Genomic DNA, 15,551 nt, shown 5'->3' with positions numbered 1-15,551 from the left:
ATTCAAAAAAAGCTCAGAAATCTCCTGCATCTTCATCATCCGGAAGAAGAGGGTCTCCAACATAATAGGTCATTCCTTCCTGTTTAAGAATCCAGACCTTATCTCCGGGTTGATAGGTTTTATCGAAACTCAATGCAGCCCAGCTGGTGCCCTTATAGCGGATACGTCCGCTGGTTTCCGGCCCGATTGTTTCAAGCACTTCCACTGTACGCCCACCGTCATCATATTCATGATCTTTTGAAGTGATCTGTTTGCCGCGGAAAATCTTTTTGAAGTATTTGCGCAAACTCACCAGAGAAAGGGTGGAAAAACCAAGCCAAATGAGAACCTGCGGAAAAAGAGAACCGGTAATCCCGGGAATGAGGGCGGTCAGGAGTGCAGTAAGAAGAGCACCTGTACCGAAAAAAATGATAACAAGTCCGGGAATAAAAAACTCTGCAATGATCATGAAAAAACCAATGATAGCCCAAATAATTGCCATGAAATCCATGTGTATCCTCCAGAATAGATAAGACGGTTTGAATGCGCTGCGGTATTATTCTGCGGGTGTTATCGGTCCGCTGATTTGGAATGCATTCAACAGGTCCGCATGTATTGTATCACCTAAATGGGGTGAGAAATGAAAAAAAGATGTACGGGAGGAGATCTCCCTGTCCGACTGAATGATCTCAAGAAAGTCTTCCCTTTCCTTAAGATCCATTAGAGATTCCACAACCACAAGCCGGTCAAAGCGTCGTGCGGCAATTTCAGATCTCAGGTCTTCAGGGTCTTCCGAGCAGCTGAGAAAAAGAAACCTTCTCGCCTGGCGGCTTAATGCCTGTTCCATTGCCCGTTGGGCATGGTGAATTGTTTCCTCCGGAGTTTCGTGAATGGTGGTGTGTTTGTTATGGCTGCGGAGGATTTCATTATAATAATCGCGGTATGAAGGTGCGTACAGGCTCCCGCTCTTCCCTGCTACCTGCCGGGCGAGAGCTTCGCTTTCCTTTCCGGCAAGGATACCTATTCGTTTTATAAAATAGGGACGGACCGTTTCCGGAAGGAAATCCCAGTAATTCAATGGATGATTCCTGATATCCGTGCCGGAGACCGGCAGCTGATCCCGATTAGGATCCACAGGAATGAATTCGGCATCCAGTTCTTTTGCCAGACTCCACCCGTATTCCTCCGATGCGAACAGATAATCGGCGCCTTCTCCCGCACCGGTCTCAGCCATATGACGCTTGACCGCATCCGCCCATATTTTGTGGGCGTTGGGCTGCTGCCGGTTGGCGTCGGGATTTTCCTCTGTGATATGGATATTGTGGGCATCAGGATATAATTCCTTCATCCATTGAAACCTGAGATCACCAGGAATCCTGTCCCTGGAAAGAGTACATACAAAGATATACAATTCATCCACAAAGGATGTCGCAAAATCTATGAGGTATTTGTGACCGTTATGGGGTGGGTTGAAGCGACCAATAATTACGCCCCGCTGAATTTTTTTCATACCCTAAGAATACCCTTGTGTTTCTGTCACAATCAATACAAGATTTTGTATAATGGCCGGAGAGGAGCGGAAAATGATTGTTTCAATAGATCTTGGCGGGACAAAGATGCTGACAGCCTTGTATTCCGATGATCAGGATATCCTGGACAGTGTGAAAACGAAAACGCCACAGACCACAGACGGTGATGAAATTTTAAAGCTGATGCTCGAAAGCGTGAAAGAATTGAAGAAAAAAAATTCCCTCAACGACAGCAATATTCACGGAATTGCCGTGGCAGTGCCTTCAGCGGTGGATTTCAAAAACGGTGTTGTGTTATCCGCTACAAATATCGGGTTTGAACATTATCCGCTTCGGGACAAGCTAAATGAAGCTTTGGGGATACCCGCGCTGGTGGAAAATGACGTAAATGCAGGAATATACGGTGAGTTCAAGCGGGGAGCCGGTCGGGGAAGGCGCCACATTATCGGCATATATCCTGGAACGGGTATCGGCGGAGGAATGGTTCTCAATGGACATCTCTACCGGGGTGCCAGCGGCGGTGCCGGAGAGCTGGGACACATGATTGTCCAGTCAAACGGGCGTCTCTGCGGTTGCGGTAGCTACGGCTGTCTGGAAACTCTTGCTTCCAAGACCGCGCTAGCCAAGGATTTGGTACAGCTGGCATCCACTGGTAAAGCTCCTAGCATTCTGGAGAAAGCGGGGACAGATTTTACAAAGATCAAAAGCAGTCATATTAAAAAATCCATGGATGCGGGGGAAGAAGCTGCCATAGATTTGGTGCACCGGGCTGCAGAGTTTCTTGGAATTGGCATGGCCAATTATGTAAATATTTTTAATCCTGAAATGATCGTTCTCGGTGGAGGCCTCATAGAGAAGCTGGGAGAGGATTTTGTAAAACGGTCCGAAAGAACAATGAGGGAAAATGCAATGCCCGTTCTATTAAAAGATGTGGAAGTGAAAATTGCAGAACTGGGTGATGATACGGTGATTACCGGAGCTGCCCTTCTTCTTCACGATGAATTTGGAGTTTCATGAGAAAAAAAAATTCAACTGAGTCAACAAAACAGGAACACGCCGGGGTAAATCCGGATTCAAGATCCGGAGAAACGGTCGTAGCGGTAATTGATGTGGGTTCAACCGCTATCAGACTGGTAATTCTTGAACTGGACGCCCACGGGGGGTATCAACGTTTGGACCGGGCCAGCAGACCCGTGGGTCTGGGGCGGGACGTGTTTATTACCAAAACAATCAAAGCCGCCAGTATGATGCAGGCGGTGCAGATAATGACCGGCTTTGCCGAGCTTCTGAAGAGCTGGAATATAGAGCCCGAAGAAGCATACGTGGTTGCTACCAGTGCCGTACGGGAGGCGAGAAACAGAGATACCTTTGTTGACCGCATCCAGACCAAAACCGGCTTTCAGGTACAGATTATTGAAGGGGTGGAAGAAAATCATCTCACATATATCGCCGTCCTTCATGCGGTGGAAAATTTCCGGGCCTCGTTTTCCCGTTCAAATTCCATCATCATGGAGGTGGGCGGGGGTTCCACTGAGCTGATGATTATGTATCGGGGGAAGATGCAGGCCGCCCAGAGTCTGAAGGTTGGAACGCTTCGTCTGGAACAACAACTGAAAAGCCGTTGGGATTCCGGGGAAAACATGGAGGAGTTTCTCAGAGAACAGTTTCGCCTCCATGTTGCCAATCTCCATACTGATACAGATCTAAAACGGATCAGGTATTTTATCATGGTTGGAGGGGACGCCCGGATTGCAAGCTATAACAGCGGAGAAAGCGTTGGAGAACACTATTCTATCATCAAGAGAGATAGGTTCTTCGATTTTGTGAATACGGTTCAGAAAAAAAGTGTAGAGGAAACCGTTCGGGATCTGGGAGTAACGTATAATGAGGCCGAGGGATTGCTGCCGGCTCTGTTGATTTTTAAAATTTTTCTGGAAGAGACCTCCGCTCAGGAGATTGTTGTCCCCGATGTGAGTATCCGGGAGGGGATCCTTCTGAGAAATGTAATGGGGCAGACAGCCGCACTGGATAAAAATTTCGCCAGTCAGGTAGTTGCCTCGGCCCTGAGTCTGGGAAAACGGTACCATATTGATGAGCGGCACGCCCATCGGGTGAAGGAATTAAGTCTTGAGCTCTATGACCAGCTCAGTGAAGAGCATGGTCTTGGGCTCAGGGAGCGTCTTTACCTGGAAGTGGCGGGACTGCTCCATGATGTAGGATATTTTATAAATCAGTCCGGACATCACAAGCACGGACAGTACATTGTTGCCCATTCGGAGATATTCGGACTTTCCCCTGAAGAGATCCGGATAATTTCCAATGTGGTACGTTATCACCGGGGTGCGAAACCAGTGAAATCCCATCTGGAATTTGGTACTTTGCCCAGACAACACCGCCTGGCGGTAATGAAGCTTGCAGCAATTTTGCGGGTGGCAGATGCATTGGACCGCGGACACGGGCAACATTTCCGTGATGTGCGGATAGAAATTGAAAACACCAACTTGTTTCTTTCAGGAGAGCATAGCGGTGACTTATCCATTGAACGCTACGGTCTCAATTTGAAAGCCGGGCTGTTTGAAGATGTGTACGGGTACAAGGTAATTCTCCGCTGACATTTCTGCCGTATACCGGGCAGCGGATTTTTGTAGGAATAATTAATGAAGAATACGAATAATGAAACACGCTATTTTAACCGGGAATTGAGCTGGATTGAGTTCAACCGAAGGGTATTGAATGAAGGGCTGCGAAGGGAAAAGCCTCTTCTCGAACGATTAAAGTTTCTCTCCATTGTAAGCAGCAATTTCGATGAATTTTTTATGGTCCGGGTCGCTTCTCTGAAAACCCAGTATCTTCAGGGGAACTATACCAATTGTCCAAGCAGAATGAGCCCGGAAGAACAGCTGAAGGCAATTTACAAGGAATACCGGGATATGCTTCAGCAGCAGTACAGGGTGCTTTTGGAAGAGATACTCCCGGAACTGAAGAGCAAAGGTTTTAAATATCTTGATATTCCTGATTTAAATGCTGAACAAAAGTCATCATTAAAGAAGAAATTTCTTAATGATTACTTTCCCCTCCTCACCCCGGTACGGGTGAACGGCAGAGAACCAATGGTGAAGTCGGGCAATATGAGGCTCCATGCAGGCTTTCTATTATGTCGGGATGGGGAAAGCGAGGAACATCTTGCGGTTGTGCAGCTGCCCAGTTCCGCCGAGCGGATTATCAGGTTGCCTTCAAAAGAAGGAGCCTTTTGTTTTACCTTGCTAGAAAATCTTGTGGTGATGTTTGCATCCAGCATCTTCCCGGGATACCAGGTCAAGGAACACGCCATGTTCCGGATCACCCGGGATGCAGATTTTGCAGTTGATGAAAGCAGGGACGAGGATTTTGTAGAGGCAATGGAACAGGTGCTCACCGAACGTCTGAGCTCTGAAGCCGTTCGGTTGAATTGCAGCAATACCAGTGAGAAAATTAACGATTTACTGCGAACCAGCCTGAGTCTCACCGAAGATGAGGTGTTCATTACCCCTAATCCTTTGGAGCTTGGAGATTTTATGGACCTGGTGTTTATTCAGGGCTTTGACTCACTCAGGGACGAGCCATGGAAGCCGGTAGAAATAATGCCGGATTCAGAGGAGCTCAGTATATGGGATTGGATTAAGACCCGGGATCGTCTTCTGCTGCATCCGTTTGAGAGCTTCACCCCGGTTATACGAATGCTGGAGCAAGCTGCACAGGATGAAGGCGTCTTGGCTATCAAAATGACGCTGTATCGGACCAGCAAGAACAGCCCGATTGTCCGTGCATTGGAAGCGGCAGCCCAAAATGGAAAACAGGTAACCGTACTTGTGGAATTAAAAGCCCGGTTCGACGAGAAGAGAAATATTGAATGGGCTGAACGGCTTGAACGTGCAGGGGTAATTGTTGTGTACGGAATCGCTGAGCTGAAAGTACATGCGAAGGCATTGCTGATTATCCGCAGGGAGGAGCGGGGAATCTCCCGGTATCTTCATCTTGGTACCGGAAATTATAACGATAAAACCGCTAAACTATATACAGATATCGGTCTTGTGACCTCAAGAGAAGATCTCTGCTATGAGGCGGGGCTGTTCTTCAATGCAATCACCGGATACTCTGCAGTACCCGCTTTGAGCAAGCTGTCCATGGCTCCCCATAATCTGAAGAACAAGATACTGCAGCTAATTGAACGGGAGAGGGATAAGCACAGCCGGGAGAATCCCGGGCACATTATGGTGAAAATCAACTCGCTTTCCGACCCTGTGATCATCGATGCCCTGTATGAGGCTTCCCGTGCGGGAGTTCGTATCGATCTGAATATCCGGGGTATTTGCATGCTGAAACCCGGTGTGGAGGGCTTAAGCGAAAATATTCGGGTTGTGTCCATTATCGACAGATATCTCGAGCATCCCCGTGCGCTCTATTTCCGCAACGGAGGAAGTCCTGAAGTTTACATCTCCAGTGCTGACTGGATGGGAAGGAATCTGGATAGGCGGGTTGAGCTGCTTACCCCGGTGGAAGACCTTCGCTGTGCACGATCCATTCATGAGATGCTTGATGTGTACATGAAGGATAACTCCCAGGCATATGAATTGGCCAAAAACGGGTCCTATACACGTGTAGCCCCCGGGGATGGGAAACACCGGATCCACGCCCAATGGGAGATGTATCAAAAAGCGCGAGACGGGGATCATGGAGACGGGACTCAGAATGCACGGGTTTTCAGCGTCCGCCGTCGTCCACCGAAAGCTACGTAATAGTGGGCCTCTCTTCAGCTTGGGCAGGCTCTTTCTGTGAAATTTCACTCCAATCACACTTCATACTCTGATCGAAAGGCGGCAACCATAGTGATATCCGGCAGACAAAAAAAAATTATGGCATCGGTAAATGGCGATTTGAAGGTACTGGATTCACCTCAAATTTTTGTAAATGATACATACTATGCAAACGGTATCGGAGTCTATGAAACCCTCAGGCTGAGAGAAGGGCGGCTCTATTTTCTTGAAGAGCATATTAAGAGGCTGCGCCATTCGGCTGAAATAATCGGAATTACCCGGCTTCCGGATCCAGATGAAGTTACCCGGTATCTTAATGATCTGATTCGTGTAAACCGCCTGGTCCGCTGCAATATAAAGGTAATGCTCATAAAAAGTTCAGCCGGCAGCAACATGTATATGTATCCTGTGGATATTCCTGCCGTAAAAGGGAATGACAATCCGGACTTTCCTGAGCCGGTGGGGCTCGAAGTTGCGGCGTATATGGGTGAACGCCATTTTCCCCAAGCGAAATCATTGAGCATGCTTCTGTCCAGCCGTGCACTGGATCATGCCCGGGATTTCGGATGCTGGGACAGCATTCTCATTGACCGACAGGGATTAATGCTGGAAGGAAGCCGGGCCAACCTGTATTGGCTGGAAGAAGATGGAATTTACAGTCCCCCGGAAGATTCCATTCTTTCCGGTGTTACCAGAATAAATTTTCAAAAAAGCCTGGAGGAACATGGGGTGATGCTTAAGCAGGGCATGCTGGGATATGATGATTTCCTGGCCAAACCGCGGCCGCTTCTGATGACTTCAACATCCATTGCGGTACAACCGGTAACATCTTTTGTGGATATTGAAGGCATTTCCCGGGTATTACCCGAGGATCCTCGTACCGAAAGATTTGCTCGATGGTATGGCGAATATCTGCGCAAATATGCCCGGCGGCTGAAGGATGAGTAGAGTACGCTATGCAGTTCCCCAGACCAAATCGGGTTTGGCCGTCTTACTCGAGTCTACGGTAATTCACCGCATAGCCGTATCGCCAGCTTGAAACGCCGTCTCTGGGGCGTACAATGGTGAGGAAACGTTCTTCACCCGATTCCAGGCGAATCTCCACCGGACTCGGCCGGGTGCTGGTCATGTTTTCCAGCCGCAACTCAACTTCTGCCTCCACCGGGTATTCGAAGCCGTTTCCAATATATATTACATAGGTCAGATCGGTCTGTTCAACACGAAAGTCCAGATTATCCTGGACCTCGGTTCTACCGCTATACTCTGCAAAATCATCGTTCTTTATATCCGCACCGAAGATTTCTGTAAAATCTTCTCCCCCGGGTTGGTAGGCATAGTAAATTTCACCCTCCTCCGGTTGGATGGGCTCTCCATTCCGCCCCCGTAACCGGATGGGAATGGATTGCATCCGTCCGTTTTCCAGGGGAATGCGTACATCAAAATGGAGATGGGGGCCTGATGACCGGCCGGTATTACCGCTGAAACCGATGTGTTCACCCTGTTCCACTTCCTCTCCCACTTCAACCAGGGCGCCGTTCTGTCTAAGATGGACGTAGTTACCGAATGTTCCGTCATCATGCATAATTAAAATATAGTTCCCATGAGGCCCGTAGCTTACTGATCTGCCGCCGATATTGGAGTCTTCCTTCACTTCCACTACCAGGCCGGATCGGGCGGCCAACACCGGAGTGCCGATTTCCAAATCAAAATCAAGTGCGTAGCGGTTGTCGTCCATATGGGTGAACCGGCCGTTATACCCCTGGGTTACTCTGTGTTTGCTGCCGTGGGTGTAGGGAAAGCTGTACAGAAAATTCCCATCAGGGGAGACGCTGTTGGGGTTTCCCCGGGAAAAGGTGTAAGAAAAGCGGTAGGACAGTCTATCGCCATCTCCGGGGATCAATGAAAACAGATACTGCTGTTCAACCCCCGGTTCCATTTGAATAGAAAACGGCATTTCGGTATCAGGTGTCAGATTTACAAGATTTTCAAAGGTTATAACTACATAGGCTGGAATGATCAGATTATTGTCCGCATAAAAGCGGATGCTGTAATCATCCTGCTGGTCACCGTAGACTCGGACCTGTTCATTCTGTTCCGGTTGGGCGGATACTGACACGGGCGACAGTATTCCCGCGAGGAAAAACAACAAAATAAAGATTCCAGAGACAGATTTCGCTTTTTCGCCTATTATTATATTCATAATTACCCCTATGCAGTCTCGGTCGGTATCAGGAAATATAATGAGATTTCATGCTAAATTCATAAAAGTCGAAGAAAAAAAACGCGTGCTGCAAATTTTTTTGACTGTTCTGCTAGTGTTTTACGGATTTCTCTCCTCTGCCTGTAATTCAGGCGGGCATGGGGGTGAACCGCAGCTTGAATGGAGACAACCTTCCTTGGGACAAGGGGAGGGGATTCAAGAACTGAATCTCAGTTTTGTGGGTGATATTATGGCCCATCCGCCGAATTTCCGGATGAACGACTATTCGAGGATCTATTCCGGGGTTGCTCATATCTTTCAGAATGATGACCTGAGTTTTGCAAATATGGAATTTGTGATGGATCAAGGCAGGCCCATGGCCGGCTTTCCACGCTTTAATGTTCATCGGAGTTATATGGAAGCGGCGGTGGATGCGGGTTTCGATGTGTTTTCCCTGGCGAATAACCATATCAATGATTATGGAAGTGCCGGGATCTATCGAACCCGAAACGAGTTGAATTTGCTGAACTACTACTCCCTGAAATCCCGCAGAAGAGGAGTCTATGTTTCGGGAATAGATCTCTCAGCCACCGGAACATTTTCGGTTACCCCTATCCGGCATGAAGGTTGGAATATCGGATTCCTATCGGTAACCGGCATATTGAATCAATATTGGTCGGGGGTGGAGGAAAGCTATCTTGTCCCATTTAGTTCTGACGAAGCTAATACCCGCTTACGAGAGTTCATTCGCAACGAAAGCCCCCGCTACGACCTTTTTATTCTTGCGTATCATGGAGGAAGCGAGTATTTGCTGCGACCCGATCCCTGGAAATATGAACTATTCCACAGTTTTATGGAGGCGGGTGTGGATATCCTGTGGGGTCATCATCCCCATGTGCTCCAGCCCCTGGAGTGGTATCCGGATGATGCAACCAGATCCGGTCTGATAATGCATTCCATGGGAAACTTCATCAGCTCCCAGCCCTGGTACCTGAGCAGCGATGAATGGGATCGTCAACGGGCATATACCGGCGATTCGGCAATTGCCCAGTTGAGCATCAGGCATTCGGAGCGGGGACCGGAAATTTATCAGCATAAGATTTTACCCATAACCCATCTTCAGCATTTCCGGGAAATATCTGCCCGAGGAAAACCGAGGGATGGTTTTGAGGTGCACCCCACTGCACGTTCTGCGGAAGTAGCAGCACCGGAATGGGAAAATTTCTATACAAACCGGAAAAAGGCCATGGAGGAGTTTTTCCGTGGGATCTCCGACGATTGGAATATTCTGTGGGATTTTTAGCCGGGCATAGGATTAACGGAGAAATCCCTGTGACGGATTCCTGAAACCGGATCACTCTGATACACTGAAGAAAACTACGCTATTCCGCCAAGCATGAAGCCGGGCTTTGTGAGAGGAGAGGGATTGGCGAAAGACAGGACTTGAATATGGGGCACAGTGTTGTTGAGGCTGCCGAGCAGCTGCTGGATAAAGAGCTTCCGGTATTGGATAAGGGATTCGTACGCCTGGTTGATTATCTGGGATCTGACGACCGGATTGTTCAGGCTGCACGGGTGAGTTATGGAGCGGGAACCAAGTCGTTCCGCCAGGATAAGGGGCTGATCGACTATCTTCTGAGAAACGACCATACATCTCCATTCGAGCAGGTGATTCTTACCTTTCACACAAAGATGCCGGTTTTTGTTGCCCGCCAATGGGTCAGACACCGCACCGCCCGGCTGAATGAAATCTCCGGACGCTATTCGGTGATGAAGGACGAGTTTTACATTCCCGAAGGTCAGAATATTGCTTTTCAGAGCAGCGACAATAAGCAGGGAAGAATGGATGACGCCGTTAACCCGGAGCTCCAGGAGGAGATTCGGCGGGAACTGGAGGATCAGCAGAGCGCCGCCTACGCTGCCTACACCCAACTCATTGACCGCGGTCTTGCACGGGAACTTGCCCGGATTAATTTACCCCTCAGCATGTATACTGAATGGTATTGGCAGATAGATCTGCACAACCTGTTTCACTTTCTTAGACTCAGGTTGGACGCCCACGCACAATATGAGATCAGGGTATACGCAGAGAAAATGCTGGAAGCCGCGGAAGCAGTAGCGCCCATGGCCGTGGAGAGCTTCAGGAATCACCGCCTGGGCGGGGTGAACTTCACTTCGGCAGAGCAGAACGTGCTGCGCAAAGTCCTGAGCATACCAGATACCCGGTCGGTTCCAACCGCAGATACATACTTGGAGCAGCTTCCGGAACATATACGGAATATCATAGAAGCGGAAGAACTATCAGGCCGTGAAAAAGAGCGACTGGCGGTCAAAATTCTGCAGGGTCGTCAAACCTGACGGCACCAACGAAAACAGGTTCTGCCCGCGTTGACACGTCGGTCAGCCGGGAAACGGCCTATGGAGGCACAATGGAAGGATTACAGAAAAGGCTGGCGGTTCTGATCGATGCTGATAACGCCCAGCCGAAAATAATTGAAGCGGTTCTGGAAGAGGTCGCCAACTATGGCATTGCCAGTGTCAAACGGATTTATGGTGACTGGACCAGTCCCAATTTAAAATCCTGGAAGGATATGGTGCTTCAGTATTCCATTCAGCCCCATCAACAATTTGCGTATACCACCGGAAAGAATGCAACAGATTCGGCCCTGATCATAGATGCCATGGATCTGCTGTATTCGGGAAAGCTGGATGGATTCTGTATTGTCAGCTCTGATAGCGATTTTACCCGACTCTCCTCCCGGCTCCGGGAATCGGGGATGACAGTGTATGGTTTTGGTGAAAAGAAGACTCCCGAATCCTTTGTGGTAGCCTGTGACAGGTTTATTTATACTGAGAATCTGAGAAGTACCAAGGAAGAAGAAGCACCTGAAATAAAACGTTACAACAGTAATATGCTGAAGCAGGATTCACGTCTGATCAATTCCATCCGGAAAGCCATTGAGGACAGCGAGGATGATGAAGGCTGGGCAAATCTTGGTACCGTGGGGATGATCATAATGAATGCCTGGCCCCAGTTCGATCCGCGGAATTATGGCTATTCAAAGCTGGGGGAACTGGTACAGAGAATCGACCTGTTTGAAATAGATCCCAGAAAAAATCCCGGCAGCTCCGGCCGTTCATTATATATACGGGACCGGCGGAAGCATAAATAAAATTATTAATAATTTGATTTTTCCCGGTGCCTTGGATAACCTGTATGAAGGGGCGGGCTTAAAAACAGAATGGGATACCAATGAGTAGTTTCAAACATCAAAGAAACCGCCGGGGAAAAGAGAACCGGCGGGCTTCGGCAGCAGGAAACCTTCTGAAGAATCTGGGGGACTTTCTTAAGCCCGGCGATTTTGCCGTCGCTCTGGTGTATGCCGGTCTGTTCAGCCTGTTTCTGGTGATCTCTTTACAGAGTTTCGGCGAGGCAGGTTCTCTGCTGATACAGAGTGCGGGAGATGAGTACCGTTACGATCTGGAAACTCCCAGACTCCTTGAGTATGAGGGGCCCATCGGCTCTACCAGCATTGAGTTGGACGGAGACGGACGAGCGAGGTTTCTCAGTTCCGACTGCAGGGACCAGATCTGCGTACATGCCGGCTGGTTGGAAAACGGCGGTGATTGGGCGGCCTGTCTGCCTAATCGCATCATTATCCGACTGGATAGTGCTCCACCCAGGGACGACAGCGGAGCAGAGATTGACGCCACCGCATTCTGACCACCTTTGCCAGTCTTATTCCCCTAATCCAGCCGGCGCATTGCCGCTGTTCTTACCACTCTCCGATGGTGAAGGTATCATCAATAAGCGTGAATTTACCCTCAAGAGCGGGGCTTACAATAACCCTCAGGTCGTCTGTTATAAAAATCGCCTCAATTTCATCCCGTGATTCTACAAGGGCTTTTCCCTTTTCAAGTCCCTGCACAAAAACAGCCGTGGAGTAGCCGTCTGCTATCATGCTTATATCGGAAACAATCACCACTCCTTCAAGGCGGTTATCCGCCGGATACCCGTCCCGGGAATCTATCAGATGGTGGTAGCGGGTGTCGTTCTCGATAAAAAAGCGCTCATATACTCCGGATGTAACAATGGAAAGATCGTCAGCCGGCAGTGTGCCAAGATACACCCCTCGCTGCATGTCCGGCCTTTGCAGGCCGATGGTCCAGGGCTGCTCTGCAGTTTTTCGGCCTATGGTCATAATATTACCGCCGAAATCGAGAATGGCGTGCTGCACTCCTTCTTCTTTTAAATAGTCAGATACCAGATCGGCGGCATATCCTTTGGCTATGCCCCCCAGATCCACTCCCATTCCGGATCTGAGAAGTTCCGCCCGGGGAGAATCTGAAGAAGGATCAGCGGATTCATAGAGACGGATCTGTTCATAATCAAGAAGGGGGAGCAGGGGAGTAATCAGGTTCCGATCCGGAACTTGCTGATCCGGCCCGCCGATATCCCACAGGGAAACGAGGGGTTCTATGGCCGGCGTGAAGGCAGAATCGCTCACTTCAGCCATGTGGATTGCTTCCTCCAAAACTTCATAGGTCCAGCGATCTATTTCTAACGCCCGGCCGCTGCCAGCGGCCCGGTTCAGGCGGTTCAAATCGCTTTCCTCTACCTCCAGGCTCATCAGGTCATGAACTTTCCGTACAATTCTGAAGGATTCGGAAAAATGCTCATCTTTAGGATCATCGTATATTGTGATGGTAATGATGGTACCAAGACTTTGAATAGTTCTCCGCACAGGTTCTCCGGGGCTAGAATCCCCTGTACAAGAAGATAGAAAAAATACTATATAGATAAAAAAAGATCGAATTAACAGCCTTTGAAGGCTACGAATCCGTGGCGTAATTCGTTTCTGCATGTTATTATTTTTCATATGTAAACACTTATATCAATCATTTGATAAGCAACACAAGCTAATCAGGAGGCTTCTGTGAGCGACAGTACCAAAATTGTCGTCCTTGGCGGAGGTTACGGTGGTGTTCACGCCGTAAAAAAACTGTACAAGGAATTCAAAAAGGATAGATCCGTTGAGATCACCCTTATAGATAGGAACCCGTACCACACCCTTATGACTGAACTTCATGAAATTGCGGGTCATCGAACCGAACCCGAAGCTGTGCAAATCAGTTTCAAAAGAATCTTCGGTGGGAAACGGGTAAATGTCATCAGTGACGAAGTTTCAACCATCGATTTTGAAGAAAAAATCGTGAAGTCGGAAAGCTTCGAATACGAGTATGATTACCTGGTTCTTGCCACCGGCGGACAGCCGGAATTCTTCGGTGTTCCCGGTATACAGGAAAATTCTTTTACTTTGTGGAGTCTGGAGGATGCTATCCGTATCCGGGAGCATGTTGAGCTTATGTTCCGGGAAGCAGCAAAGGAACCCAGCAAGGAAAAGCGGGCAAAACTGCTGAACTTTGTGATCGCCGGAGCCGGATTTACCGGTATGGAACTGGCGGGTGAGCTGTTGGAGCTCAGGGATGTACTTTGCGATAAATATCACATCAATAAGAAAGAAGTCCGGATTGTCATTGTTGAAGCCCAGGATTCCATTCTGCCCATACTGCCTGAAAAGCCGCAGAAGGCTGCCATGAAGTATCTGGATAAAATGGGTGCGGAAGTGCATCTGAATGCAGCGGTAAAGGAAGGTGAACCGGGTAAGTTTACTCTTTCCGATGGCACTGTGTACGAAACCGAAACATTCGTCTGGACCTGTGGTATTCATGGATCCGAATTCACCGCCCGAATTCCCCTCACCAAGGGAAAAACATCCAACGATAACTGTTCTATCGCCAGCCCAGAAGGTATACACGGTATGGCAGGCTGTCACTTTGATGATGATGACCGCTATGTTGTGGGTGAACGGGGAAGAATCCTGGTGACTGAAAACATGCGGTCTGTGGATTTTACCAACGTATATCTTTGCGGAGACATGATCTGGTATGTGAACGAGGAAAAGGTCGTTCCTCAGATAGTGGAAACAGCCATACAGACCGGTGATGTTGTAGCTCATAACATCATTGCGGAGATCAAGGGCGGCGAGAAAAAATCATTCAAGCCCAATTACCACGGTTTTATGGTTTCCATCGGCGGTAAGTACGGAGTGGCTCATGTAATGGGAATCAGCCTCTACGGCTTCATGGCCATGGCGGCCAAGCATCTGATAAACGTTCACTATCTTTTCGAACTCGCAGGTGTGAATGCAGTCTGGGGATACTTGAAAGAAGAATTCCTTAGTATCAGAAATAAACGTTCAATTATCGGCGGACATGCAGCGGCAAAGATTCCCGCATACTGGGCCCTTCCTGCCCGGCTTTGGCTTGGTTTTGTCTGGGTTGTTGAAGGTCTGAAGAAGGTCGGTGAAGGCTGGCTTAATTTCTCTGAGGGAACCAAGTCAGGATGGATGTTCAGTCAGGGCGTAACCCAGGCCGGAGCTGCGGAAGCAGTTGCCGCCGCCAGCCCCGAATGGGAAGAAGGCGCGGAAGCAACCGGCGAAGCAGCAGGTGAAGCGGCACAGGTAGCCGGAGATGCTGCTGCCGAGGCCGGTGAAGCAGCAGGCGATGCTACTGCAGCGGCAACCGAATGGGCCGGTGAGGCCACCGAAGCCGCAGCAGAGACGGTAAGCGGGTGGACCATTAATCTGGAGCAAACCATTTTTCAATGGGATTCCCCCATTGTTGTCTGGTTCCGGGAAACGTTCATGGATGGTCTGTTTGCATTGCTGCCCTACCAGCTCTTCCAGGTTATGATTGTGGGTGCTGAAGTGGCTATCGGGCTTGCTCTGATTGCAGGACTCTTTACCTGGCCTGCGGCGGTTGCATCTATCGGGCTGGTGTTCGTATTCATCCTTTCGGGAATGTTCTCCTGGGCACAGCTTTGGTTCCTCTTTCTGGCCATTGTGATGATGGGCGGAGCCGGACATGTTGCCGGTCTGGACCACTGGGTAATGCCCTGGCTGAAGCGTCGGTGGAATAGCACTCAGCTGGCGCAGCGGACACATCTTTACACGGATGAGCCGGTAATCCGCCGCCGCAAGAAATAAA

Annotated in this window: 13 protein-coding genes; 9 read left to right on the top strand and 4 right to left on the bottom strand. The window is 49.1% G+C overall.

Annotated elements, in window-relative coordinates; translation table 11 throughout:
- Window positions 1–13 precede the first annotated feature (13 nt).
- Both AC52PS_RS01460 and AC52PS_RS01455 read right to left on the bottom strand, forming a co-directional pair.
- Window positions 14–490 (bottom strand): NfeD family protein, encoded by a 477-nt coding sequence (locus AC52PS_RS01460; RefSeq protein ID WP_495561252.1) that lies wholly within the window; start codon window positions 488–490, stop codon window positions 14–16.
- Between the two features lie 45 nt (window positions 491–535).
- Window positions 536–1,489: an adenylyltransferase/cytidyltransferase family protein gene (locus tag AC52PS_RS01455; protein ID WP_495561251.1), complete on the bottom strand. Its 954-nt coding sequence runs from the start codon at window positions 1,487–1,489 to the stop codon at window positions 536–538.
- 73 nt (window positions 1,490–1,562) lie between these two features.
- On the opposite strand from AC52PS_RS01455, the gene AC52PS_RS01450 reads away from it, so the two are divergent.
- The 4 genes from AC52PS_RS01450 (at window position 1,563) to AC52PS_RS01435 (ending at window position 7,249) form a co-directional block, all read left to right on the top strand.
- Entirely contained in the window at window positions 1,563–2,525 is a 963-nt protein-coding gene (locus tag AC52PS_RS01450) for an ROK family protein (protein WP_495561250.1), read from the top strand.
- The gene (locus AC52PS_RS01445; protein ID WP_495561249.1) at window positions 2,522–4,120 is read left to right on the top strand and encodes a Ppx/GppA phosphatase family protein; all 1,599 of its coding nucleotides are present in this window, start codon (window positions 2,522–2,524) and stop codon (window positions 4,118–4,120) included. Before AC52PS_RS01450 ends, AC52PS_RS01445 begins: the two co-directional genes overlap by 4 nt.
- Window positions 4,121–4,165: 45 nt before the next feature.
- Window positions 4,166–6,283, top strand: a complete 2,118-nt coding sequence (ppk1, locus tag AC52PS_RS01440; protein WP_495561248.1) for a polyphosphate kinase 1 — start codon at window positions 4,166–4,168, stop codon at window positions 6,281–6,283.
- Between the two features lie 117 nt (window positions 6,284–6,400).
- Entirely contained in the window at window positions 6,401–7,249 is an 849-nt protein-coding gene (locus tag AC52PS_RS01435; protein ID WP_495561247.1) for an aminotransferase class IV, read from the top strand.
- 43 nt (window positions 7,250–7,292) lie between these two features.
- Here the strand turns inward: AC52PS_RS01435 and AC52PS_RS01430 are convergent, their stop codons facing one another.
- Window positions 7,293–8,501, bottom strand: coding sequence for a M23 family metallopeptidase (locus tag AC52PS_RS01430; RefSeq protein ID WP_495561246.1), 1,209 nt, complete (start codon window positions 8,499–8,501; stop codon window positions 7,293–7,295).
- Window positions 8,502–8,697: 196 nt separating this feature from the next.
- Between AC52PS_RS01430 and AC52PS_RS01425 the strand changes: the two genes are divergently transcribed.
- From AC52PS_RS01425 to AC52PS_RS01410, 4 genes are all read left to right on the top strand, one after another.
- Window positions 8,698–9,804 carry a CapA family protein gene (locus AC52PS_RS01425; protein WP_495561245.1) on the top strand — a complete coding sequence of 369 codons (1,107 nt, stop codon included), beginning with the start codon at window positions 8,698–8,700 and terminating at the stop codon, window positions 9,802–9,804.
- 146 nt (window positions 9,805–9,950) lie between these two features.
- Window positions 9,951–10,859, top strand: a complete 909-nt coding sequence (gene thyX / locus AC52PS_RS01420) for an FAD-dependent thymidylate synthase (RefSeq protein WP_495561244.1) — start codon at window positions 9,951–9,953, stop codon at window positions 10,857–10,859.
- Window positions 10,860–10,930: 71 nt separating this feature from the next.
- Entirely contained in the window at window positions 10,931–11,674 is a 744-nt protein-coding gene (locus AC52PS_RS01415; RefSeq protein WP_495561243.1) for an NYN domain-containing protein, read from the top strand.
- A gap of 80 nt (window positions 11,675–11,754) precedes the next feature.
- On the top strand, window positions 11,755–12,225 hold the full coding sequence (locus AC52PS_RS01410; protein WP_495561242.1) for a NusG domain II-containing protein: 471 nt from the start codon (window positions 11,755–11,757) through the stop codon (window positions 12,223–12,225).
- A gap of 52 nt (window positions 12,226–12,277) precedes the next feature.
- Here AC52PS_RS01410 and AC52PS_RS01405 read toward each other — a convergent pair whose 3' ends face one another.
- Window positions 12,278–13,246: an FAD:protein FMN transferase gene (locus AC52PS_RS01405; protein WP_495561241.1), complete on the bottom strand. Its 969-nt coding sequence runs from the start codon at window positions 13,244–13,246 to the stop codon at window positions 12,278–12,280.
- A gap of 192 nt (window positions 13,247–13,438) precedes the next feature.
- Between AC52PS_RS01405 and AC52PS_RS01400 the strand changes: the two genes are divergently transcribed.
- Window positions 13,439–15,550 carry an FAD-dependent oxidoreductase gene (locus AC52PS_RS01400; protein WP_495561240.1) on the top strand — a complete coding sequence of 704 codons (2,112 nt, stop codon included), beginning with the start codon at window positions 13,439–13,441 and terminating at the stop codon, window positions 15,548–15,550.
- Window position 15,551 lies beyond the last annotated feature (1 nt).

The sequence above is a fragment of the Salinispira sp. genome, assembly GCF_059431795.1.
The sequence above is the reverse complement of the archived record's forward strand: the minus strand, read 5'-3'. Positions and strand labels throughout refer to the sequence as shown.